Annotated in this window: 26 protein-coding genes; all 26 read left to right on the top strand. The window is 49.2% G+C overall.

What is annotated here, in order from left to right:
• The 26 genes from ACYQ2N_RS14020 (at position 1) to ACYQ2N_RS13895 (ending at position 19,931) form a co-directional block, all read left to right on the top strand.
• Positions 1-303, top strand: a complete 303-nt coding sequence (locus ACYQ2N_RS14020; RefSeq protein WP_459999870.1) for a hypothetical protein — start codon at positions 1-3, stop codon at positions 301-303.
• Positions 303-833: a phage protein Gp27 family protein gene (locus ACYQ2N_RS14015; protein ID WP_459999869.1), complete on the top strand. Its 531-nt coding sequence runs from the start codon at positions 303-305 to the stop codon at positions 831-833. Before ACYQ2N_RS14020 ends, ACYQ2N_RS14015 begins: the two co-directional genes overlap by 1 nt.
• Positions 820-2,124: a terminase large subunit domain-containing protein gene (locus ACYQ2N_RS14010; protein WP_459999868.1), complete on the top strand. Its 1,305-nt coding sequence runs from the start codon at positions 820-822 to the stop codon at positions 2,122-2,124. Before ACYQ2N_RS14015 ends, ACYQ2N_RS14010 begins: the two co-directional genes overlap by 14 nt.
• Positions 2,121-4,316, top strand: coding sequence for a phage portal protein family protein (locus tag ACYQ2N_RS14005; RefSeq protein ID WP_459999867.1), 2,196 nt, complete (start codon positions 2,121-2,123; stop codon positions 4,314-4,316). The genes ACYQ2N_RS14010 and ACYQ2N_RS14005 overlap by 4 nt, the downstream gene beginning before the upstream one ends.
• A gap of 29 nt (positions 4,317-4,345) precedes the next feature.
• Positions 4,346-5,296 carry a hypothetical protein gene (locus tag ACYQ2N_RS14000; RefSeq protein WP_459999866.1) on the top strand — a complete coding sequence of 317 codons (951 nt, stop codon included), beginning with the start codon at positions 4,346-4,348 and terminating at the stop codon, positions 5,294-5,296.
• A gap of 11 nt (positions 5,297-5,307) precedes the next feature.
• Positions 5,308-5,667 carry a capsid cement protein gene (locus tag ACYQ2N_RS13995; protein ID WP_459999865.1) on the top strand — a complete coding sequence of 120 codons (360 nt, stop codon included), beginning with the start codon at positions 5,308-5,310 and terminating at the stop codon, positions 5,665-5,667.
• A 26-nt stretch (positions 5,668-5,693) separates the two neighbouring features.
• Positions 5,694-6,611, top strand: a complete 918-nt coding sequence (locus ACYQ2N_RS13990; protein ID WP_459999864.1) for a major capsid protein — start codon at positions 5,694-5,696, stop codon at positions 6,609-6,611.
• 14 nt (positions 6,612-6,625) lie between these two features.
• Positions 6,626-6,844, top strand: coding sequence for a hypothetical protein (locus tag ACYQ2N_RS13985; protein WP_459999863.1), 219 nt, complete (start codon positions 6,626-6,628; stop codon positions 6,842-6,844).
• A gap of 258 nt (positions 6,845-7,102) precedes the next feature.
• Positions 7,103-7,531, top strand: coding sequence for a gp436 family protein (locus tag ACYQ2N_RS13980; RefSeq protein WP_459999862.1), 429 nt, complete (start codon positions 7,103-7,105; stop codon positions 7,529-7,531).
• Positions 7,531-8,067: a phage virion morphogenesis protein gene (locus tag ACYQ2N_RS13975; RefSeq protein ID WP_459999861.1), complete on the top strand. Its 537-nt coding sequence runs from the start codon at positions 7,531-7,533 to the stop codon at positions 8,065-8,067. Before ACYQ2N_RS13980 ends, ACYQ2N_RS13975 begins: the two co-directional genes overlap by 1 nt.
• On the top strand, positions 8,064-8,537 hold the full coding sequence (locus ACYQ2N_RS13970; protein ID WP_459999860.1) for a hypothetical protein: 474 nt from the start codon (positions 8,064-8,066) through the stop codon (positions 8,535-8,537). The genes ACYQ2N_RS13975 and ACYQ2N_RS13970 overlap by 4 nt, the downstream gene beginning before the upstream one ends.
• 12 nt (positions 8,538-8,549) lie before the next feature.
• Positions 8,550-8,765, top strand: a complete 216-nt coding sequence (locus ACYQ2N_RS13965) for a hypothetical protein (protein WP_459999859.1) — start codon at positions 8,550-8,552, stop codon at positions 8,763-8,765.
• Entirely contained in the window at positions 8,765-10,129 is a 1,365-nt protein-coding gene (locus ACYQ2N_RS13960) for a DUF2586 family protein (RefSeq protein ID WP_459999858.1), read from the top strand. Before ACYQ2N_RS13965 ends, ACYQ2N_RS13960 begins: the two co-directional genes overlap by 1 nt.
• A gap of 4 nt (positions 10,130-10,133) precedes the next feature.
• Complete coding sequence (locus ACYQ2N_RS13955; protein WP_459999857.1) at positions 10,134-10,562, top strand: hypothetical protein; 429 nt, start codon at positions 10,134-10,136, stop codon at positions 10,560-10,562.
• Positions 10,563-10,576: 14 nt separating this feature from the next.
• Positions 10,577-10,906, top strand: coding sequence for a DUF6848 family protein (locus tag ACYQ2N_RS13950; protein ID WP_459999856.1), 330 nt, complete (start codon positions 10,577-10,579; stop codon positions 10,904-10,906).
• Between the two features lie 514 nt (positions 10,907-11,420).
• Positions 11,421-13,685 (top strand): phage tail tape measure protein, encoded by a 2,265-nt coding sequence (locus ACYQ2N_RS13945; protein ID WP_459999855.1) that lies wholly within the window; start codon positions 11,421-11,423, stop codon positions 13,683-13,685.
• Between the two features lie 16 nt (positions 13,686-13,701).
• The gene (locus tag ACYQ2N_RS13940; RefSeq protein WP_459999854.1) at positions 13,702-14,430 is read left to right on the top strand and encodes a LysM peptidoglycan-binding domain-containing protein; all 729 of its coding nucleotides are present in this window, start codon (positions 13,702-13,704) and stop codon (positions 14,428-14,430) included.
• A 12-nt stretch (positions 14,431-14,442) separates the two neighbouring features.
• The gene (locus ACYQ2N_RS13935; RefSeq protein ID WP_459999853.1) at positions 14,443-15,171 is read left to right on the top strand and encodes a hypothetical protein; all 729 of its coding nucleotides are present in this window, start codon (positions 14,443-14,445) and stop codon (positions 15,169-15,171) included.
• Positions 15,172-15,183: 12 nt separating this feature from the next.
• Complete coding sequence (locus ACYQ2N_RS13930) at positions 15,184-15,477, top strand: hypothetical protein (RefSeq protein ID WP_459999852.1); 294 nt, start codon at positions 15,184-15,186, stop codon at positions 15,475-15,477.
• Positions 15,478-15,488: 11 nt separating this feature from the next.
• Positions 15,489-15,905 carry a GPW/gp25 family protein gene (locus tag ACYQ2N_RS13925; RefSeq protein WP_459999851.1) on the top strand — a complete coding sequence of 139 codons (417 nt, stop codon included), beginning with the start codon at positions 15,489-15,491 and terminating at the stop codon, positions 15,903-15,905.
• Entirely contained in the window at positions 15,889-17,040 is a 1,152-nt protein-coding gene (locus ACYQ2N_RS13920; RefSeq protein WP_459999850.1) for a baseplate J/gp47 family protein, read from the top strand. The genes ACYQ2N_RS13925 and ACYQ2N_RS13920 overlap by 17 nt, the downstream gene beginning before the upstream one ends.
• Before the next feature lie 4 nt (positions 17,041-17,044).
• Positions 17,045-17,749, top strand: a complete 705-nt coding sequence (locus ACYQ2N_RS13915; RefSeq protein ID WP_459999849.1) for a hypothetical protein — start codon at positions 17,045-17,047, stop codon at positions 17,747-17,749.
• 14 nt (positions 17,750-17,763) lie between these two features.
• Positions 17,764-18,144 carry a hypothetical protein gene (locus tag ACYQ2N_RS13910; protein WP_459999848.1) on the top strand — a complete coding sequence of 127 codons (381 nt, stop codon included), beginning with the start codon at positions 17,764-17,766 and terminating at the stop codon, positions 18,142-18,144.
• A gap of 14 nt (positions 18,145-18,158) precedes the next feature.
• Positions 18,159-18,548, top strand: coding sequence for a hypothetical protein (locus tag ACYQ2N_RS13905; RefSeq protein ID WP_459999847.1), 390 nt, complete (start codon positions 18,159-18,161; stop codon positions 18,546-18,548).
• A 14-nt stretch (positions 18,549-18,562) separates the two neighbouring features.
• Positions 18,563-18,934 carry a diversity-generating retroelement protein Avd gene (gene avd, locus ACYQ2N_RS13900; RefSeq protein ID WP_459999846.1) on the top strand — a complete coding sequence of 124 codons (372 nt, stop codon included), beginning with the start codon at positions 18,563-18,565 and terminating at the stop codon, positions 18,932-18,934.
• On the top strand, positions 18,918-19,931 hold the full coding sequence (locus ACYQ2N_RS13895) for a reverse transcriptase domain-containing protein (protein ID WP_459999845.1): 1,014 nt from the start codon (positions 18,918-18,920) through the stop codon (positions 19,929-19,931). The genes avd and ACYQ2N_RS13895 overlap by 17 nt, the downstream gene beginning before the upstream one ends.
• The last annotated feature ends 291 nt before the right edge of the window (positions 19,932-20,222 follow it).

The raw sequence follows: 20,222 nt of genomic DNA, 5'->3' as shown, positions 1-20,222 counted from the left end.
TTGGCAATGCAACGCAGTGAAGCTCGCGAAATTCGTGGGCGCATATTAAAGATTCTTGAGATTAACTATCCCGAAGGAGTAAGCGATCGGATTATCAGCCTTACTCTCAATGACATCAATTATGCTGTAAACTCTGGGGTACTTGCCGGTTATCTGGAATACCTTGCCGAGAAAGGTTATGTGGAAAACAACGAGATTGATAACCATGAACTCAACATGCAGATGCGCATCTCCAAACTTACAGCCAAAGGCAAAGACCTCCTGGAAGGAAACATTGACCAGGATGTCGGGGTGAGTCTGTAATGACCAGACGCAAACACCACAAAGTTACAACGGATCTGCCGCCTGAACTTGTGGATGAGGTGAACCGACTCCTAGTTGATGGACGGGGTTACCAGGAGATTGCGGATTGGCTTAAACAGATGGGACGGTCAATATCCAAGTCTTCTGTTGGCCGTTACGGCAAAGACTTCTTAACCCGCTTGGAACGACTTAAGATAGTGCGGGATCAGGCTAGAGCTATTGTAGACACCAACCCAGATAGACCTGCCACAGAACTTAATGAGGCAGCAAGCACGTTGGCAAGTCAACTTATCACTGAAGCGTTAATGGCTGCACAAGATGCCGGTGGAGAGTTGGACAAGAAGGTCATCGAAGCGATTAAAGCCCTCTCAATGATCGAAAAAAGTTCGGTGGCGCGTGAACGTCTAAAGCTTGAGTTTAAGCAAAAAGCAGATGCAGCCGTCAAGCAAATAGAAGAAACGGCCAAGAATAAGAACTTAGATCAAGAAACACTGCAGCTCATTAAGGAGCAGATTTATGGACTCGTATAAAGAGGCTCCCGTTCAATTAACCGAATACCAGAAACGCTGGGTTGAAGATACGAGCCGTTTCAAGATTGCGCTGAAAGGAAGACAGACTGGATACAGCTTTGGGGTTGCCCTGGAAGTCGTCCTTGATTGCGTGGAGCACAAAACAACCTGGGTGCTTCTCTCTCGTGGAGAACGGCAATCAAAAGAGTTAATGGAAAAGGTAGCAATGCACGCCAGGGCCGTGGGCATCGCCTGTGAAATCCTGGAGAGTGACTTCAAGATCACCGATGAGAGCATTAAACTCTTGGAAGTGCGCTTTCCTAATGGCTCCAAGGTTTACGGACTTCCGGCCAATCCTGATACAGCTCGCGGATTCTCGGGCAATGTCGTACTTGATGAGTTTGCTTTCCACCGGGACAGCCGCAAAATCTGGACAGCCCTCTACCCTTCCATTACCAGAGGCTACAAGATTCGCGTAATCTCTACTCCGAACGGCAAGACGGGCAAATACTACCAACTTTGGACAGACAACACCGGGACATGGAGCAAGCACAAGGTCGATATCTACGAAGCCAAAGAGCAAGGACTTGACGTTAACATCGAAGAACTCCGCGCCGGTTGTGAATCAGAAGATGACTGGCTCCAAGAATACTGCTGCGAATTCCTTGACGAGGCCGGTTCCCTTCTTACCTATGACATGCTGACGGACTGCGAAGACGAAAAGGCTACGATTATTCTCCCGGAAGACTTTGAGCCTGAAGGTGAACTATTCCTTGGTGGGGATATTGGCCGCAAACGTGACCTTACTATCTTCTGGCTGACGGAAAGGATCGGAGATGTCTTCTGGACACGCATGGTCAAAGTTCTGGAAAAGACACCGTTCCGCATTCAACGACAAGAATTGTACTGGCTCTTAAGTCTTCCAAGGATACGCAGAGCGTGCCTCGACTCTACCGGTTTAGGACTACAGCTAGCGGAAGAAGCCAGGGAACGTTATGGAAATTTAGTTGAACCAGTTAACTTTACTGAAGCAGTTAAAGAAGAGCTGGCAATCACGCAGCTCCGCAAGTTTCAAGATAAGCTCGTGCGGATCCCACCTGATCGTCACATAAGAGAAGACCTCCACTCTATCCGCAAAATTGTAACAACAGCCGGGCACATTCGATATGACGCTGAACGCACCGACGGCCACGCTGACCGCTTCTGGGGACATGCGCTCTCTCTCCATGCCGGAACTAATCCGGTGCAAAAACTCCAGGTGGAAACAGTTAGACGACGCAGAATGAATTCTTTCGGGGGGTATGACTCATGATTTTAGGCCCAGACGGAAAACCAATTAAAAAGCCGGTTACCTCCGAAATGGTCACCATGCAGACGGACTGGATCCACTACTTTAAGACGCTCCCTAACCCGGATCCAATCCTGAGAAAAACCGGCAAAGACTCTGAAGTCTATGAAGAGATGAAGACTGACGCTCACATATCTGCCTGCCGGTTCTCGCGCAAATCCGGAGTGTTAAGCAAAGACTGGGACATCATCCCTGCTACCGAAAACCCTAAAGACCTTGAAATAGCCAACTTTGTCAAAGAGAACCTGCAGAAGCTTAACTTCGACCAGGATTTAAGACAAATGCTTGATGCTCCCTATGTTGGATTCAGAGTCATGGAGATCATGTGGGAAGAACGCCAGGGAGCCTGGTGGATAAAGGAGTTAAAGGCAAGACAACGTCGGCGGTTTACCTTTGGCCTTGACGGCAGCCTTCGCTTGCTGAACTATTCAAGCCTTAATGATGAAGCGATTCCACCGGCAAAGTTCATCCTGGTGCAGCACGAAGAAGACGACAGCAACCCTTATGGTGAGCGCATTTATTCCAGGTGCTATTGGCCGTGGATGTTCAAAAAGCACGGATACAAATTCTGGGCCATATTCACTGAGAAGTACGGCATGCCGACGGCGATCGGCAAGTACCAGCCCGGAGCCAGTGCTGGTGATAAGCAGGAACTCCTGGACGCGCTTGATTCCCTGGTACAAGATGCAGCCGTTGCCATCCCAGCCAACAGTGAGCTTGATTTCAAGGAAACAAACGGCGACAAGGCTGAGGTGCATCGTCTGTTCCTGGCCTTCTGCAATGCGGAAATCAGCAAAGCGATTCTCGGACAGACGTTAACCACTGAGATGGGCGACACAGGAAGTTATTCGGCAGCGCAAGTTCATGAAGGGGTTAAGGATGACTTAACTGAGGCCGATGCCAAGATGATCATGGCGGCCATCAACAACCAGTTGATACCCCCTTTGGTTGAATTCAACTTCGGGCCACAGGAAAACTATCCGGCTTTCATGATTTTCTACAAAGACGACGGCACGCAAAAGGATCTGGCCGAACGCGATACCAAGCTTGTTGAAATGGGCCTCCCGGTCAGCACCAAATATTTCTATAACCGCTATAACATCCCTCAACCGGGTAAGGATGAAGAATTGGTTCAACCGGCCAATAAGATGCCGCCTTCCCCTCAGTTTTCTCAACAACAATTCTCAAACATCATGCAAAAAGGCAGGCAAGTTGACTTTGCCAATGAGGAAGACAAGAAGATATTTGAGCGCGGTGACATCCTCCAGCAGTATTACCTCGCCTGTTTGGATCGAGGCCAATCTTATTATGGCAGACTGACTCGTGAAATCTCGCGGGCTATGCTCGGGTGGAATTCCTTCGATGATACAGACAACCTGAAAGTAAGCAACGATGCCATTGAAGCCCTGGGCAACTACTTAACCAACGTCGCCATAACGGGATACATGATCGGCGAGTATGATGCCTGGCAGGATTACGAGGAAACACAGCGCGAGTTCGCGGACTCATCGAGTTATTACACAATCAAGCCTGAGCCGCTGGATCTGAAAGAAGCCGTCGATTATTTCAGCCGCCTGATGCCGGTGGACATCGATAAATACCGGGAACTTGGCTCTGAACTTAAAAACAAGTATTTCACGATTGCTGCAGCCGAAGGGCAAAACATGGTTGAGTCCATCAAGAAATATGTCCAGGAGGCTCTTGAAAAAGGAACCACCCTGGAAGAGTTCAAACGAAATACAAACCAGTTATTCACCCGAATGGGGCTTGAGCCTGCAGATCCCTGGCACCTGGAAACGACGTTCAGGACTAACATTCAAACGGCTTATGGAGCTGGAAACTGGGAGAAATTCCAGGATCCTGAACTATCCGACCTATTCCCCTACTTCAAATATTCTGCCGTACTGGATAGCAAGACACGACCGGCTCACCGGGCAATGAACGGTTTCGTTGCCGCGAAGAATGACCCAATCTGGAATGAATGGTGGCCGCCCAATGGATTCAACTGCCGGTGCGGAGTGGTTGCTATCAACAAGTACAAGGCAGCCCGTGAAAATATCAAGCCCATGGCGACAAACAACGTGCCGATTCCTGATTCTGGCTTTGCCAGAAATCCCGGCAAAGCCTTGCGCGAGTTACCTCCCAGTCTGTTGTAACAGAAATTATACAGAAAGGAGATGAGAATGTGAGCAAATGGTATGAGATTTTCAAGGCGGGAAAGTACGAGCCTCAAGGCGACTTCTCTGAACAAGACCTTGAACAGATTGCCAAAAACTATAACCCGGCTAAGTATGAAGCACCGCTGGTTATAGGACACCCCAAAATGGAGGATCCTGCGTTCGGCTGGGTAGAGTCCATTAAGGCCGAAGGCGGCAAGCTCCTGGCAAAATTCAAACAGGTTGAGCAGACCTTTGCAGACATGGTCAACCAGGGGCGATATAAACAAGTGTCCGTACGGCTGCGCAAAACACCGGAAGGCTGGACACTTCGCCATGTGGGATTCTTGGGAGCAGCAGCTCCCGCAGTGGAAGGCTTAAAGCCTATTCAATTCAGCGAGGATGAAGGCGGGGTTGACATCCAGTGCGACTTTGCCCTCTCCACCAATAAACAGGAGGTAAAAGACATGCCCATGACCGAAGAGGAAAAAAAGGCTCTGATGGAACAAATGAAGGCTGATGCTCGCAAAGAGCTGGAAACCGAATTCAGCGCCAAAAACTCTCAGCTCGAACAAGAGCTGGAGGCCACGAAACGTCAGCTCAAAACGACCGAGCACGCCCAATTCATTGAGGTCAACAAGATCAAGCTCCCCCCTGCCGTCCGTCCGGGACTCGTGGAATTCATGGCTGGGTTGAGCAATGAAGTCACGGTTGAATTTGCTGACAAAGACGGAGATAAGACCACAAACGTCAAGATCTCCCCTCTTGATTTCTTCAAGGGATTCATCAGCAAAATGCCCAATGCCGTCAAATTCAGTGAAGTCGCTGGCGGCCACGAGGAAAAAGGCTCAGGTGCAAAAGACAAGGACTTTGGCGCAAGTGTGGATCCGGAACGTCTGGAGTTGCACCAAAAGGCTCTGGACTTTGCCGAAAAGAACAAGGTTTCCTATGAGGAAGCTTTGATCAAAGTCAGTAAGTAAGGAGGACAATTATGGCAACGTTTTTCCCGATTCTAACCATCGGTGTTGAGCCTTCAGGAGTCATCAATCCGAACCGCTTTGTCAGCTTCTCAGGTGCTCAAGCTGTACTCGGCCAAGCGGCCAGAGGCGTAACCCATGAGGGAGCTGAGGTCGATGAAAAGCAAATGTCCCTGATTACGATGGGAACGGCCATCATTGAGGCGGGGACTGCCTTTGCAGCTGAAACACGCCTCACCAGCGATGCGGACGGCAAAGCGATTGCGGCGGTTGACGCATCAGGCCATTTTGTGAACGCCATTGCCGTGGAGGCTGCCGCTGCAGCCGGTGACAAAGTGGAAGTCATCCTGGTTGCCCCAACTCTTAAGGCTTAATTAACTGAATTACTGGAGGTGCAAATATGCCATATAAAAACGTGCGGGTTGTTGACCCGGTATTGACCACGATTGCTCAGGGCTACAAACCTGTCGGACTTGTCGGGGACTTGGTTCTGCCGATCGTCGAAACTGAAAAGATGGGCGGCCTGATCCGGAGGTTTGGCCCGGATGACTTCAAGCTCTACAACACCAGGCGCGCCAATCAGGCCAAGAGTGCAAGGATCCAACCCAATGAAGGGGACACCATCAAGCTCGCACTTCACGAAGAATCCCTGGAGATTCCTATTGATGTCAATGAACGCGAAGAGGCTCCGAATCAAACAGAACTGGAAGCTCGCCGGACGCGGGTTGTCACCAACAACATTCTCACCCGCAAGGAAAAAGACCAGGCTGACGCTGTCTTAAATCCTGCCAACTATGCAGCCGGTCATGTGCTCGATCTATCCGGAACTTCGATGTGGAGCGATTATGCAAACTCCAACCCAATCGAAGATATTGAGGACGGCAAGACGACCGTTCGCCAAAAGATTGGCCGCCGCCCCAACACCTTGGTGCTGGGTGCAAGCTCCTGGGATAAGCTCAAGGAACATCCGAAGTTGATCGCGCGTATTCAATATGCGGTCAAAGGGGTCTTAACGGTTGACTTGGTCAAAGAGATTTTCAACGTGGACAACATCGTGATCGGGGAATCTGTATACGCAGACTCCAAGGATGTTCTCCATGATATCTGGCCCAACGCCGCAGTGCTCGCCTATGTTCCTACAGCGCAAGAACGCGGCGAGGAAATCCCGAGCTTTGGCTACACCTTCCGCAAGAAGGGACACCCGAGGAGTGGGATGTACAAAGAAGGCAACAAGCTGGATATCATTGAGGTCTGGGACATCTATGATCCAATGGTGCTTGGCCCTACCGCCGGATTCCTCATCCGGAATACTAACTAGGAAGGATGATGCAGATGCCTAAGTATGTAGTTATTGGCAACGTTAAGCACAACGGTGATAAATTCCAGGCAGGGTCATTCATTGAGGGCACAGCCAAAGAGATGGCCCCGCTGGTTAAGATGGGAACCGTCAAGTTGGTCGATTCAAAGAAGGATAAGACCAATCCGGACAACGGAAACGGAACCGGAAATGAAAACGGCAGCAACAACCCGGATGACAACACCGGAAAATAGGTGCTAACGCCCATGAATAGCGGGTTATAACGGATTATTAACAGAGAGGTAACGCCCGGTAACGGGCAACCCTTCATCTGGGGTTGCCTCTCTGTTATGAAATACCGTTCAGAGGCCCGTAAATGCCTCTTAAAAAGGCTGTTGGCTTAGACAACCTTACCCACGACTTTCATACGTTAATAAAAAATAACGGGGTAGTAACGGGGAATTAACACGATTGTAACAGGGGGATTAAGGAAAACTGTTTGGAGGTGAAAAATGTACTGTTCTTTAGATGATCTCCTGGGGCAAATTCCCAAAGAAAAGCTCATCGAATTGTCCAACGATGACACCTATGTGACCACGGATACCGGTGAACCGACTTACAACATGACCAATATTGATTCAGCTATAAACAATGCTTCTTCGGAAATTGATGGGTACGCCTCCACCAGGTACACCGTTCCCTTTGTCAACATCCCTCCTGTGATCAAGAAGCTCGCTGTTGACATCGCCGTGTATAACCTCTTTTCGCGCAAATGGACGAGTGACGAGGAGGACAACATTGTACGCAGGTACAAAAATGCCATCCGCTTGCTCGAACGGATTGCCGAAGGCAAGGTTGTCCTGGGTGCCGGAGAAAGCACCATTCTTTATAAGGCACCGAACAAAGCGTTCGGCGACCGCTTCCGGAGTGAGTACGACTAATGCCGGGCGTAAGACTTGACGGGGATTGGCAACGGCTGGTCAGAACGCTCCACAACCTTGAGCTGAATGATCTTGAGCTTAAAGGATTGAATACCCGAATCGGAGCCATGCTGCAGCAGTCGGCCATCGAACGTTTTGAGCGTGAAAAATCCCCGGACGGAAGACCTTGGAAGCCGTTAGCCATGGCGACGCTCATCGCACGCGCCAGGCGACGAACAAAACACAAAGACGGCTCAAGCGGGTTCAAAACTAAACGAGGCAAAGTAAGCAAGCGGGCGCAGCGCATCATAGGCAGTGCAGCAATATTAAAGGATACCGGACGGTTAATGCGCTCCATCGCCTACAGAGCAAGACCGGAAGGTGTTGCGGTCGGGAGCAACCTGCTTCAGGCCGGGATTCAACAACTCGGCGGCAAAACAGGACGCGGCAAAAAAGTGGAAATACCGGCACGGCCATACCTGGGCGTTGGCCCGGCAGACTCGCAGGACATCCAGGAGCTGTTGACTGAGTTTATAGAGGAGAAGATTAGCCAATGATTCAAGCAGCCAAGGATTTAATCACTGAAATTCTCAAAACCCAGTGTGGTGTTACCCAAATATACCGGGATGATGATGCATTTGAACGCATCAAGTCCAATCCTTGCGCTATCTTACTGGCTAACAAGGAAGAGCTTAATGAAAAAAAGCGTAAGGTCAGCAAATGGGCTGATGCGACTGATCGGCATTTTGTACGCAGCCAGGTTTATGAACGGATCCTGCCGGTTGAAGTGAACATTTTTCATAAGACTGAAGACCTGGTGAATGATGTTCTGCAGATGTTGCTGGCGAACTTGCCCGGCGGTATGGATGACGGAAAAGGTAACTGGGTGCCTATTGAACCGGCCACTATTGAATGGCCGCCTGATCAGAAAGAACGGGCGTTGGCGGTATTGATTATCAAGTTTATAAGCGGTGTCTACAAAGACCATGAATTACCCAAACAACCGCCTCTTAAGACGGGGATATAAGGAGGTGTAAGTGTGGCAAAGGAAAAGGAAGCCTCGACTGAGCCGGTTGCCTTGGAGCCTATTGAAAAGCTGGCCCAAGAACTATGCAGCCCTTCTGTTTTCACCGGCATGAAACATCATTACGGGTGGGCAGACGGACTCAGTACAACCAGGGAAGAATTTATCAAAGCCAGAGATGCCTGGTTAAAAACGCCGGTATCCGGAAATCCGAAGGGAGGTAAGAAATAGTGATATGGTCTGAGAATAATGTCATATACCAGGATGGCGGTACCGGATACATCCCCCTGGCCGGATCGGCACACATCAAGCTTGGGTATTGCACAGGGATGCAGGCAGGAAAGTTTAAGACGATTACCCGCGAAAGTGATGTGGATGAACTCGGAAGCGGCCCGTTGGCCGATGCTTGCCTTGACACCTTGCAGACCGGTGGCGGGGATATTATCGCCTTAATCGCGGCTGCTAGTGTAGCCGGAACCGTATCGGACATCACTTTGACGGGTGCAGGACAGGCAACGTTCGTTTCAAGCGGAACACCTAATGGCGAATATGAAGTGGTACTTGAAATCTTGACCGGCGGAGCCTTGAACGAGGCCCAATACCGTCAGTCACTCGATGGCGGGGATAGTTGGTCGGTTGCTAAGACGGTACCGGTGGATGGTGTTGTCAATACCGGTACCGGAGTGACGGTAACTTTTACCGCCGCAGTGGATCCTGCGACGAGCTTTGTCAAGGGCGATAAGTACGCCTTCAAGACAACACCGCCGCAAATGAGCAACCAGGACTTCCTGAATGCTATGGATGTGGTTAAGGCAAACCCTTTCAGTTATGAATTTATTCATGTGGTCGGCCCATCGGCGGCAGCTCTTTGGGCGGTATGTGGTACAGAGGCTGATAGTCTTGCAACCGACATGCTTCCTGGATTCTTTGTTTGCGAAACGCGCAACCAGAATTCAACCGAAACCATTGATGAGTACGTTCAGGCACTTATCACAGAAAAAGGACTCTTTGCCCATACTCGGGTTTGTGTGGTGGCCGGACGGCTGGAAATGGCCGACATGGCCGGACGGATCCGGGAAGCAAATATGGCTGCTATCGTGGCTGGGATCATCGGTAAGTCTGAGCCTCAAGAGTCCGCTGGAAAGGTGCAGCGGTTCCGCATTACTCAGGCATTGGAAGTTCGCCCGACAGGATTTAATATGGCTCACTCGAAGATGCTCAATGATGCGGGATTCACAGTTCCCCGCGTTTACAACCAATATCCCGGCATCTATGTAGAAGAAGCCAATATCATGGCTCCTCCGGGATCGGACTTTCAAGCGGTTAAAAGCAGACGTGTGGTTGACCGGGCAGCGGTGGCTGCTTACCAGGCCGGAATGTTCTACATGAAGAGTGAGATGTATTCAGATGAGATTGATAATCTCAAGGCGAATATGGAACGTCCGCTGGAAGAGATGGTGCGCAAGCGGAATATCAAAGGCTTTGACCTGGTGCTTGCCTCCACTGGATCTGCAGAGCTTGACTGGGATCTCAGCGTGACCGAGGTTGAAACCATGCGCGTGCTCACCACGACGATCAGGCTGAAGAGGGGGTAATTAGATGATCAACGGAAAAGTTTATGATTGGGAGTCGGTCACCATCAGCCTGCCGACGGGGGTAGTTATCGGGATTGACAGCGTCGAGTACAAGGATTCCAAGGAGAAGGAAATGGTATACGGCAAAGGGGCAATGCCTGTAGGCCGTGGCGAAGGGAATTATAAGGCCGAAGGTAAGATAACCCTCCTCCGGGATGAATATCAGAACCTTCTTGATTACTGCAAGATGATCGGCAAGTCATTCTATAAGATCCCCCCCTTCCCGATTACCGCAAGCTATGCCAATGACGGCGAGAAAACCCGTGTTGATGTGGTTAAAGGGGTAACCTTCACCGAAAGGTCGCAGAGTATGAAACAGGGAGATAAGTCCTTGACTAAGGAACTCTCTTTCATTGCAGAGAAAATCGTTGAAGATGGCGTGGAGCCGGTATAAGAGGAGGATAAGCAATGCTCAGTGTCGATGAAATGAAATCCAAATACCCAGACAAGCAGCTCTATCGGGTGCCTATCACCATCGAGAGCGAAGACGGCCAGGAAATAAAAAAAGAGTTCTATTTCGAGAAGCCGAAGACCATTGATATTGACCGGCTGCTCAAAGAAATAGGAACTCGTCCGTCGGTGGCTATTAAAAACTATCTGTTGGGACTTGTGCTGGAGGAGTGCCGCACGGATCTGGAAGCAGTCTTCCGGGAATATCCGATGCTTCACACTCAAATTGCCGACAAGTTAAACGGCTTGGCCGGAGGCAATGCGTTCGTTGACTTAAAAAAACTATAGCCGCCATCCAGGAAAAGATTGAAGACCTGGATGCCAGCTTCATCGGTTCGGGGCAGTTGCTGATCCGCTATTATTTAGGGCGCGATGGAGAGTTCTCCATGGATGAGTTTGCGGATCTGATGTCCAAAGCGTTGTGGTTGGAAAGGCGGCAAATTGATCAGATGGCGCAGGCCATCGCCAAGGCACTGGGCGGGGGATAAAAAAAACCCCGCTCACGGGAGCAGGGGGCGGCGAAGGGTTAAAGCTCTAAAGTAAAAACGGAGTATTTGACGCATCTTGGGAAGATCCTTTGAGTCAACATCATAGCCTCTTTGCCGAAGATGATATTTGTTGTTCTCGATGTAAAAGACACACGGTATAGAGAGAATTGTTTTTATGATGAAAAGTACAGTACCAAAGCCAACGCTTAAGATGAAGATAATGAACATTAGGGACAAAATCCACAAAGCTAAATAAATCATATTATTATCAACCTCCTTGCATCCCATTATATACCAGAAACGGAGGCGTGAAAATGGGTTTGGAAACTCTTTTTCGCCTAAGTGTCATCATGAGGTTATCTGACCTGATGAGCGGCCCGATGCGCGGAGCACAGGTCGCCGTAAATGAAACTGAAAGAAGCTTAAGATCGCTGCAGGAACGTTCGAGAACAATGGTCACCTCTGGAGCACAGATACTTGCGGCTGGAGCTGGAATGGCTGCCGGAGTGGCAATGCCGGTTAAATCAACCTTTGGTACCCAAGCGGCCCTGGGCGAAATGGCGAGTTTGGGCATCAAAGATTTAGGTGCACTCACAAAGGCGGCCACGGATTTCTCTAATCAATGGAGCGGGACGACTAAGGCACAATTCATCACTGCAGCTTATGACGTTAAATCAGGTATTTCGTCTTTGTCTGATACAGGGGTTGCTGAGTATACCAGACTTTCAGCATTAACAGCCAAGGCAACCAAGGCAACCGTTCAGGACATGACCAGCCTCTTTGCAACGGGTTATGGAATCTACAAAGATATGTACAACAAAATGTCTGATGAATCCTTCGGTAAGATGTTTTCCGGCGGGATCGCTTCAGCCGTGCAGATGTTTAAGACAACCGGGCCGCAGATGGCCGAAGCTATTAGCAGCCTTGGTGCCTCGGCAACTTCAGCTAAACGACCTCTCGAAGAACAGTTGGCTGTACTGGGCATGCTGCAGGCAACTATGTCCGGATCAGAAGCAGGAACTAAATACCGAACGTTTGTCACACAGGCTGCGAACGCCGGTAAGGAGTTAGGAATCAGCTTCCTTGACCAAAACAACCAGCTCTTAGGCATGACGGAAATCCTGCAGAAGTTAAGAACTAAATACGGAAGCACCTTGGATGCTATGGAAAAGCAGCAGATCACCAAAGCATTCGGCAGTGAGGAAGCCGTCGCCCTGATTGACCTTCTCTATCCAAAGATTGACCAACTTAAGTCTAATGTGACGGGGCTGCAGGATTCTATGCGTGGAGGAACAAAGGTCACAGAGGATATGGCCAGGGCGATGAATATCGACCCTGGCTCCAAATGGCAGATTTTCACCCAAAGGATTCAGAACCTGAAGGAAACTATTGGCGGGAGCCTCTTGCCGATCTTTGACCCGTTCATTGACAAGGCGAACAATATCGTAACCAAAATGAACGCATGGGCAGAAGCGAATCCAAAAGTTGCCGCAGGTATAGGAATAACGGTTGCTGGTCTTGGAGTCTTATTTAGTTTAGCTGGCATATCAGCTATAGCTATCGGAAGTCTCGGCTATACGTTCGGAACGTTGGGTAAATTTGCAAGGGGCATACGTGGAACTTGGAATGGCCTTAATGATTTATTCCTCACCTTCCGCATCCGCAGCCTCTACGCAGCAGACGCAGTCAAGTCCATAGGCCTCCGCATTGCAACCATGGCCCGCCAGGCGGCGATCGCCACGGCAACCGGCTTAAGAAACTTCACACTCGGCCTCATCCAGCTCGCCAGACAAGGATTGGCTGCAGCAGCACGAGCACTCCCCGGCCTGATCGCTTCCGTTTGGGGATTCACGGCAGCCTTGATGGCTAACCCAATCACCTGGATAGTCATTGGGATAATTGCTCTCATTGCGGCAATCGTGCTCTTGTGGAGAAACTGGGATCAAGTTTCGGCAGCGTTTGTCCGGGGGTGGCAGTGGATCATGGGCGGCTTCCAGCAAGGCAAGCAATTCATATCCGAATCCCTGACGGCGATTAAAGATTACCTATTGGGTAAAGTTACAGACTTCAAGACCTCGGGCGCAGCCTTACTAGATGCCTTTACTGAAGGAATCAAGAGCGTCATCACCAAGCCTTATGACATGGTCAAAGAGGGATTAACAAAACTCCGTAAGCTTCTCCCCTTCTCTGATGCAAAAGAAGGCCCGTTGTCAAGGCTAACCCGTTCCGGAAGAGCCATGATTGAAACCCTGGCAGGAGGCATGTCGTCAAGGTCGGGACTTTTGCAAGGAACCATGAACCGAATTTTCAACGGCATGCAGCTCGCTCCGGATCTCTCCCCTGCCCTCTCTTTTGGAGGTGGAGGGGGAGGCTTCCCTGCTCCAAGCATCGGGATGATGGAACGTTCAACTTTCAGTTTCCGTGAGATTTTCAGTGAACAAAATTCCAAAAAGGATAGCCGGTCAGGAAAAGACCGGAACGGCCCATTGGTTGCACTTAACTATTACGGCGATGACCGCGAGGAGGCTGAAGATCTCATGAGAGAGTTGAGGCAGTTCCTGGCCCGTCGCAGACCATAAGACCGGGGGTGATGAATTGGCAGACATTCGAGTGGACGAAGAACAGATAATGGTCGGGAGTACTGTTTTGCCGGGCATCTTTGAGAGTATTGAGGTTGAGGACGACACCCAATCAGACCAAGTTGAAATCCAAGGCCAGAATAAAAAAGCAAACCAGCGTGTTGCATATAACCCAACTCTTGTGAGGATGAACCTCAAGCTCATGGATGACGACAATCAGACGGCCCTGGACAAACTAGCAGCCATCCGGAAGATCTACCGGCCATCACCCACCACAGACATCCCGCAAATTTACCGGCTTATATCTGAAGAGGCGCAGGCCCACGGCGTGGATCAGGTGACCTTCGCCTCTCTCCGGAGCCGGAAGACCAATCTTGACGACATCATTTATTTATCCCTGGAGTTCGAGGAGTATGTCCCAATCAAGGTCACTGTCCAGGAGCGTCCGAAAACTCAAACCAATACAACCTATACCATCCAATCCGGGGACACCTTATCCGCTTTGGCGGTGAAGTACGGGACGACCGTTCAGGCTCTTGCTGCAGCAAATAACATCGCGGATGTTGACAGGATTTACGTCGGGCAGCAATTAGTGATCCCTGCTCCTGGATCCTCAAGTGGTGGAAGTTATGTGGCGGCAGCCAACACTCCGGATTCAACCTCTTGGACAGATTCGGACATTGCTGCGGATGACGATATCCCGCCAAACCTGGATGCCTTCAGGCAGCTTAAAGAAACCAGCTAGGAGTGAACGAGATTGAGAACGCAGATTAGGATTGGCAATAGCCTGGTACAGGATGGCCTGGCTAGTTTCGATTGTTGGAAGTCAAGGCTTGACCCGGTGGATATTTTGGAATTCTCCTTCCGTTCGGGCGTTCAATTAGACATCACTGACGCTGCTCCGACTGAATTTCATTTCATGGATCCATCAGGAACACTGCAGAAAGTATTCCAAGGCCAGGTGGATATTGTTAACAGTCCATATCGGGCGCGGGATAAAGCAGTTGATTTCATGAAGCTCCCTGTTTACCAAACATTTTTCAATGTCACGCCGCAAGAGATGATCCTGTTTGCTTTGAAGCGATGTGGGAATCGGTCAGCGTTTTTGACACCAAGAGATTTCCCGCGCAAGGATGCTGTCAGTGCAGCTCCGAACGGTTTTGAATTGGTGAAGCAAATCAACCGGCTCTGGGGAACAGATTACGACCCTTATTTCGATGAGGAAGAAGTATTCCACTGGCATGAATTGCTTGACCAAAAGACAATGCCGCTTCTCGCTTACGGCTCGAACATTATCAGCCTTGAATTTGACGGAACCAAAGGAAGCCTGGTCACCATCGGGATGCCGTCAATTACTCATTCCTCCTATATCGGGATCAATCATCCGGATGTACCGGTGAGTGAGGCTCTAGTGGATACGGTTCATCATTACACCGTCAGTCCGGGCGGTATCCGGACAGAAGTATATTTCAGTATTCCGGCCTAGGAGTTGAAAACAGTGGGACAAAATGTTGAAGTTTTTGCACAAGCCGTCATCCAGGTTGTCAATGACGAATATCCGGACCTGCCGGGCAGCTCTCGGTTCCCCGTGAAAGCCAAAGTGATAGGGGTTCATGTCAATGTCGCAGACATTCAGGTACTTGATAAACTAGGCAACCTGTTAGAATCCATCCCCCCTATCCCTGCAGTGCCGATTCCGGATCGGCTCACGGGGTTGAAGATTGGCGACCTGGTGCGTGTTGGGTTTTATTACAATGACCCTTCCCTGGCGTTTATTGAAGACATGGCCTAGGGGGTATTAAATTGCCTATACTCGAAGATATTGCGATCGATGAAAATGGTAACTTTATTCTCTCCCAAGAGGGAGATGCAGCCACGGTGACGGATGTTGATGTTATTATTCAGGATCTCGCCGATGAGCTGATGACATTCCAGGGGATCATATCCTGGCATCCGGAATATGGTGGCCGGTTGCAGCAGTTTGTCAAAACAGAAAACACAGCTGCCGAACGAACGGCTGTAGCTCGGGAAGTTGCTGCAGTGATTTTAAGACATCCAAACGTCATTCCGGATACAGTATCGGTTACACCGGTGCTAAAACAAGGCGGAGATTTAGAACTGGCAGTATCGCTTAATATTACGCTTGACGGTCAAAATGCCCTTTCTGCTTCCCTTGTGGTAATTGTCGGGCCGGAGGGAGTGCGTGTCATTGAAGCCTGAAGAATTACTTGACCTAAAAACGTTTGAACAAGTGCGGGATGATGCCATTGCTGATTTACAGACAAGCAAATTCCGCATTACTAATTTCCGACCAGGGCGCATTTTCTACACTTTGGTTGAAATCTCCGCAAAGGCAATTGATGCCTTATACAAGCTTCTTGCCAAAGTTATTATGCAGCTCTTCTTGAGCACAGCCACGGGAGGATGGCTTGACCTAGTGGCTGCCGATCGCTCCGGAGTGTACCGCAAGCAAGCTCAAAAGGCGATCTGGAATGTCCGGATTGGAAGAGCAGACGCGACGCTTAAGGCCACAATTCCCGAAGGCTCCATAGTGACGACGGAAGAAGACGACAAAGGACAGGTTTTGAGATTTTTAGTTAAGACCAAAACCATCCTGGATCCGGGAGTCATAGAAACCGTTGTACAGGTTGAAGCTGAACTTGGCGGCAGCCAGTATAATGTTGGAGTCGGGCAGATTAGCAAATTCGGAGTGTTCATTCCGGGTGTCGATTACGTCCAAAACGATGCCAGTGGATTAGTGCTAGAAGGCACGGACGTGGAAACAGATGAAAGCCTGAGAATGCGCGCTCAGAATAAGACGGTGGCGATTGCTTACGGCGGGAACGACTATATGTATAAAAGCATGGCAGAAGAAATTGTGGGAGTTGCCAGGGCCAGAATAAATACACAACAACCAAGAGGACAAGGAACCATCGATGCGGTGATCATCGGCACTGAAGGGATCCCAAGTCAAACGGTTATCGACCAGGTTGTTGCTAAATATGAGAATGACGGTTCTGCCATCGCTGATATCGCTGTCCTCCCCTGCGAGATTGTTACTGTACCGGTAACCGTAACGATTTATAAGGATCCAAAACGCGGGAACGCTGACCTGATGAAGTTATCCGCCGAAAGTCTGATTAGCGGGATGTTTGAAATCATTCCTCAGACGGACGGAAATGCCCCGCAATTCGACCCGGATTATGGGGTTGACCGTTCACTCATCATGGCAGCCCGTTGGTTTATCCCAGATGTCTTGAGTATGGATGTGATTGAGCCTGCAGCCGATGTTAAAGTCAACTTCAATCAGTTGGCTGCTCCGGGAGTAATAACCGTCACTGTTCAGGAGGTGTAATATCATGGGTTTTGCGGATAAACTCTGGAAGATTGCCCCTCCTTTTCTTAAGCAAACGATACGCCAGGAAGACAGTGACTCCTGGATCTGGCTCAAGGTTATCGGCAAAATGTTTGATGATGCCAAAGCGAAAGTGTTCCTGCTCCGCAGACAGGCGTTAGTCCCAACGGCCATTGAACTCGGGCTGGATCAACATGGATATGACCGCAAGTTGTCACGGAGTCCGGGGGAAGATGATGAAGCTTACCGGAAAAGGCTCATCAATTACCGGGACTATTACTTGAAATCCGGTACCCGCAGAGGAATTGTGAACGCGCTTTGGGCCATGAACTACCTTGATGCAGAGTTCTATCCCCTATTCAAGGAGAAGTACCAGACGAATCCGGATCCAGAGCTAGTCGGTTTATGGTCGCAGTTCATTATCCGGATCCCAATCACTGGCCGGAAGTTTCTTTCACAGGATCTTGCAACACTGCGATTAGCCATCGACGCAACACGGCCACCGGAGTCTAAGCTTTACGCCTTTAACTTAAAGATGTCGGCACAGAAGACTGTTTCTCCAGTTTATTTGCTTCAAGCCACGGAAATCATCCGCGCTTCCAACCCTATCCCGCCATACTTAATCCGGATGGATGGCAGCCGCATGATGGATGGGACTTGGAGAATAGATTCCGCAAGAAGTAAGCTTACTATCACTCAAACTCTATAAGGAGAGTGGCTAATATGTACCAGGTAGCAACGACACAGGGAAGAATTGACCTGGCCCAAGCCAGAGCCGGACTTGTTCCCTTAAAACACATCACCCATATAGCACTTGGAACCGGAGGACATGCCCTGGATGACCCATCAACTCCGGTACCGCCAACGGTTGATGATGCAGCCCTTGAAACAGAAGTTTTGAGAAAAGCCGTTAGCATTTCCATGGCTGACTCGATGACTGTTCGCTATTCAATCAGTATCGTCAAGACTGAACAAAACGGAACCGTGTTCACGGAGGCCGGTTTATTCGATGAAGGAGGCGTGATGGTTGCCAGACAAACATTCTCTGGGAAAACCAAGGAAGCTGATATCATCATGAACTTCGATTGGGATGAACCGTTTTAAGGAGTTGATCAAGAATGCCTGATTTAGTCGGCCAGAGCGTTTTCAAGAATACTATAAGAGCGATGGAAGAAACTGACTTGAACCATCCCTCGACGTTTAACCCGGTTTACCAGGACTTGCTGAATAACGACGTGGCCATTAAGGAACAAGCTGATGCAAATACAACCGGGCTAAATAACACTCAGAATGAAGTCCAAAACCACATCAATGACCTTTCGGCCCATGGCAACCTTAGCATGAAACTAAATATTGTCGATCTTGCCATAGAGCTGGAAACGCTCAAAGGGGCAACATTGACCGGGGTTAACGCGAACATCTTTGTTGAAACGTTCATCAATCTCGACGACATTACCCTCTTACATGGGGCGTATGACAACGTCAATAAACAAGTTTACTTACCGTAAGGAGCATAAAAGAATTGGCATCAGCAAATCAAGGTCAACTGATTATCTACCAGAAATATGTTGACACGGTTGAATACTCATATAACCTCTTGGCAAAGTATCCGAAGTCCGAGAAATTCACCATGGTTGCTCAAATTAAAGATAGTATGCTCACGGCTATCAAACTTATTCTTCGGGCAAATAAAGTCTACAACAACCACAATGCACGCCTGGAATTACTTAATGCCATTGATGCTGAAATTAGCATTCAGAAGGTGTTCGTGAGGATGTCCCACAAGCTGAGATATATCTCGAACAACAACTACATGGAATGGTCGCGTCGCCTAGATGAGCTGGGAAGGCTCCTGGGCGGGTGGATCAAGACAACGGTTGGCAAAGACCTATAATCACCTGTTTGATAAGGCTCTGACCTTCTCGGCCTTGCTGGAGGCTCATAAAAAAGCCAGACGGGGCAAACGGTTCCGATTGGAAGTAATACGCTTTGAAATGGATCTGGAAGGCAACCTCCTGGCGTTAGCCAGGGAGCTAAAGTCAGGAACCTATAAGCCGTCTGGATATGATGAGTTCTATGTTTATGAGCCTAAAAAGAGGCTGATAAGAGCAGCACCCTACAGGGATCGAGTCGTGCATCAATGGTATGTCATAAACTTTATCAAACCAATTTACAGCCCTAGGTTCATCTTTGACAGTTATGCTTGCCTGGACAATAAGGGCATGCACAAAGCAACCGAACGAGTTCAGACCTTCTTGAGATTCGCGGAGAAGCAATCAGAAAGCCCATATATCGTTAAGGCAGACGTAAAGAAGTTCTTTTTCAATGTAGATCATGCCACTTTATTCAATATCCTGGCCCAGAAGATTACTGATGAGAAGGTGCTTTGGCTAACAAAGATTATCCTTGATTCGGTCGACGATCCGGGAATTCCGGTCGGGAGTTATACCTCTCAATTCTTCGCCAATGTTTACCTACACGAACTGGATATGTACATCAAACACAGCTTAAAAATAAGAATGTACGTTCGGTACATGGATGACTTTATAATGGTTGTACCAGATAAAGAAACGGCGCAAGAAGTACTCCGGAATGTGCGGGAATTCGTATCTGATAAGCTCAAGCTTGAACTGAATGGTAAAACTCAGATCTTTCCGGTTAAGAACGGAGTCAACTTCTGCGGGTACAAAATCAAAAGTACCCACATGAAGATCCGGACGGAAAGCAAACGGCGCATCAAGCGCAAGCTGCGGAAGTTCAAGGTAAAGCTTAGACAAAGGCGAATGAAACCCGAGCAAATCAGGATGGTCTTAAATAGCTGGATGGGATACGCCAAGAAGGCTGACAGTTACAACCTCATCCACTATATTCTTAAGAACTATACGTTCTAATTATTCAGGGATAAGGCTGTTGTGCGACCAACTCCAACTTTCCGTACTCTACCAACCCTATGTTCATCCGTGGCGGCAACTATAGCAACTCCGCCTCGGGCCTGGCCTATTTCAACAACACGACTGGCAATGTCGACGCCAGCATCGGTTTCCGCGCCTGCTCTGGTTAAATATGCGAGAATATGCTGTTCAAGGACGGCATACAGTGCCACCAGACCAAAGGAGCCTTATTCCTTCCTCATATGAGGTAAAAACAAAATAGATAAAGGGCATCCAGTAGTTCGCGACCGA

This window comes from Paradesulfitobacterium aromaticivorans (genome assembly GCF_054657415.1).
This window is presented reverse-complemented; position numbering and strand designations above follow the sequence as displayed.

Bases quoted from the DNA above. Each gene is read 5' to 3' on its own strand.
- ACYQ2N_RS13950 (WP_459999856.1), top strand. From the start codon at position 10,577: ATGCTCAGTGTCGATGAAATGAAATCCAAATACCCAGACAAGCAGCTC.
- ACYQ2N_RS13995 (WP_459999865.1), top strand. From the start codon at position 5,308: ATGGCAACGTTTTTCCCGATTCTAACCATCGGTGTTGAGCCTTCAGGA.
- ACYQ2N_RS13905 (WP_459999847.1), top strand. From the start codon at position 18,159: ATGCCTGATTTAGTCGGCCAGAGCGTTTTCAAGAATACTATAAGAGCG.
- ACYQ2N_RS13990 (WP_459999864.1), top strand. From the start codon at position 5,694: ATGCCATATAAAAACGTGCGGGTTGTTGACCCGGTATTGACCACGATT.
- ACYQ2N_RS13910 (WP_459999848.1), top strand. From the start codon at position 17,764: ATGTACCAGGTAGCAACGACACAGGGAAGAATTGACCTGGCCCAAGCC.
- ACYQ2N_RS13985 (WP_459999863.1), top strand. From the start codon at position 6,626: ATGCCTAAGTATGTAGTTATTGGCAACGTTAAGCACAACGGTGATAAA.
- ACYQ2N_RS13975 (WP_459999861.1), top strand. From the start codon at position 7,531: ATGCCGGGCGTAAGACTTGACGGGGATTGGCAACGGCTGGTCAGAACG.
- ACYQ2N_RS13980 (WP_459999862.1), top strand. From the start codon at position 7,103: ATGTACTGTTCTTTAGATGATCTCCTGGGGCAAATTCCCAAAGAAAAG.
- ACYQ2N_RS13970 (WP_459999860.1), top strand. From the start codon at position 8,064: ATGATTCAAGCAGCCAAGGATTTAATCACTGAAATTCTCAAAACCCAG.
- ACYQ2N_RS14015 (WP_459999869.1), top strand. From the start codon at position 303: ATGACCAGACGCAAACACCACAAAGTTACAACGGATCTGCCGCCTGAA.
- ACYQ2N_RS14010 (WP_459999868.1), top strand. From the start codon at position 820: ATGGACTCGTATAAAGAGGCTCCCGTTCAATTAACCGAATACCAGAAA.
- ACYQ2N_RS13915 (WP_459999849.1), top strand. From the start codon at position 17,045: ATGGGTTTTGCGGATAAACTCTGGAAGATTGCCCCTCCTTTTCTTAAG.
- ACYQ2N_RS13945 (WP_459999855.1), top strand. From the start codon at position 11,421: ATGGGTTTGGAAACTCTTTTTCGCCTAAGTGTCATCATGAGGTTATCT.
- ACYQ2N_RS13955 (WP_459999857.1), top strand. From the start codon at position 10,134: ATGATCAACGGAAAAGTTTATGATTGGGAGTCGGTCACCATCAGCCTG.
- ACYQ2N_RS14005 (WP_459999867.1), top strand. From the start codon at position 2,121: ATGATTTTAGGCCCAGACGGAAAACCAATTAAAAAGCCGGTTACCTCC.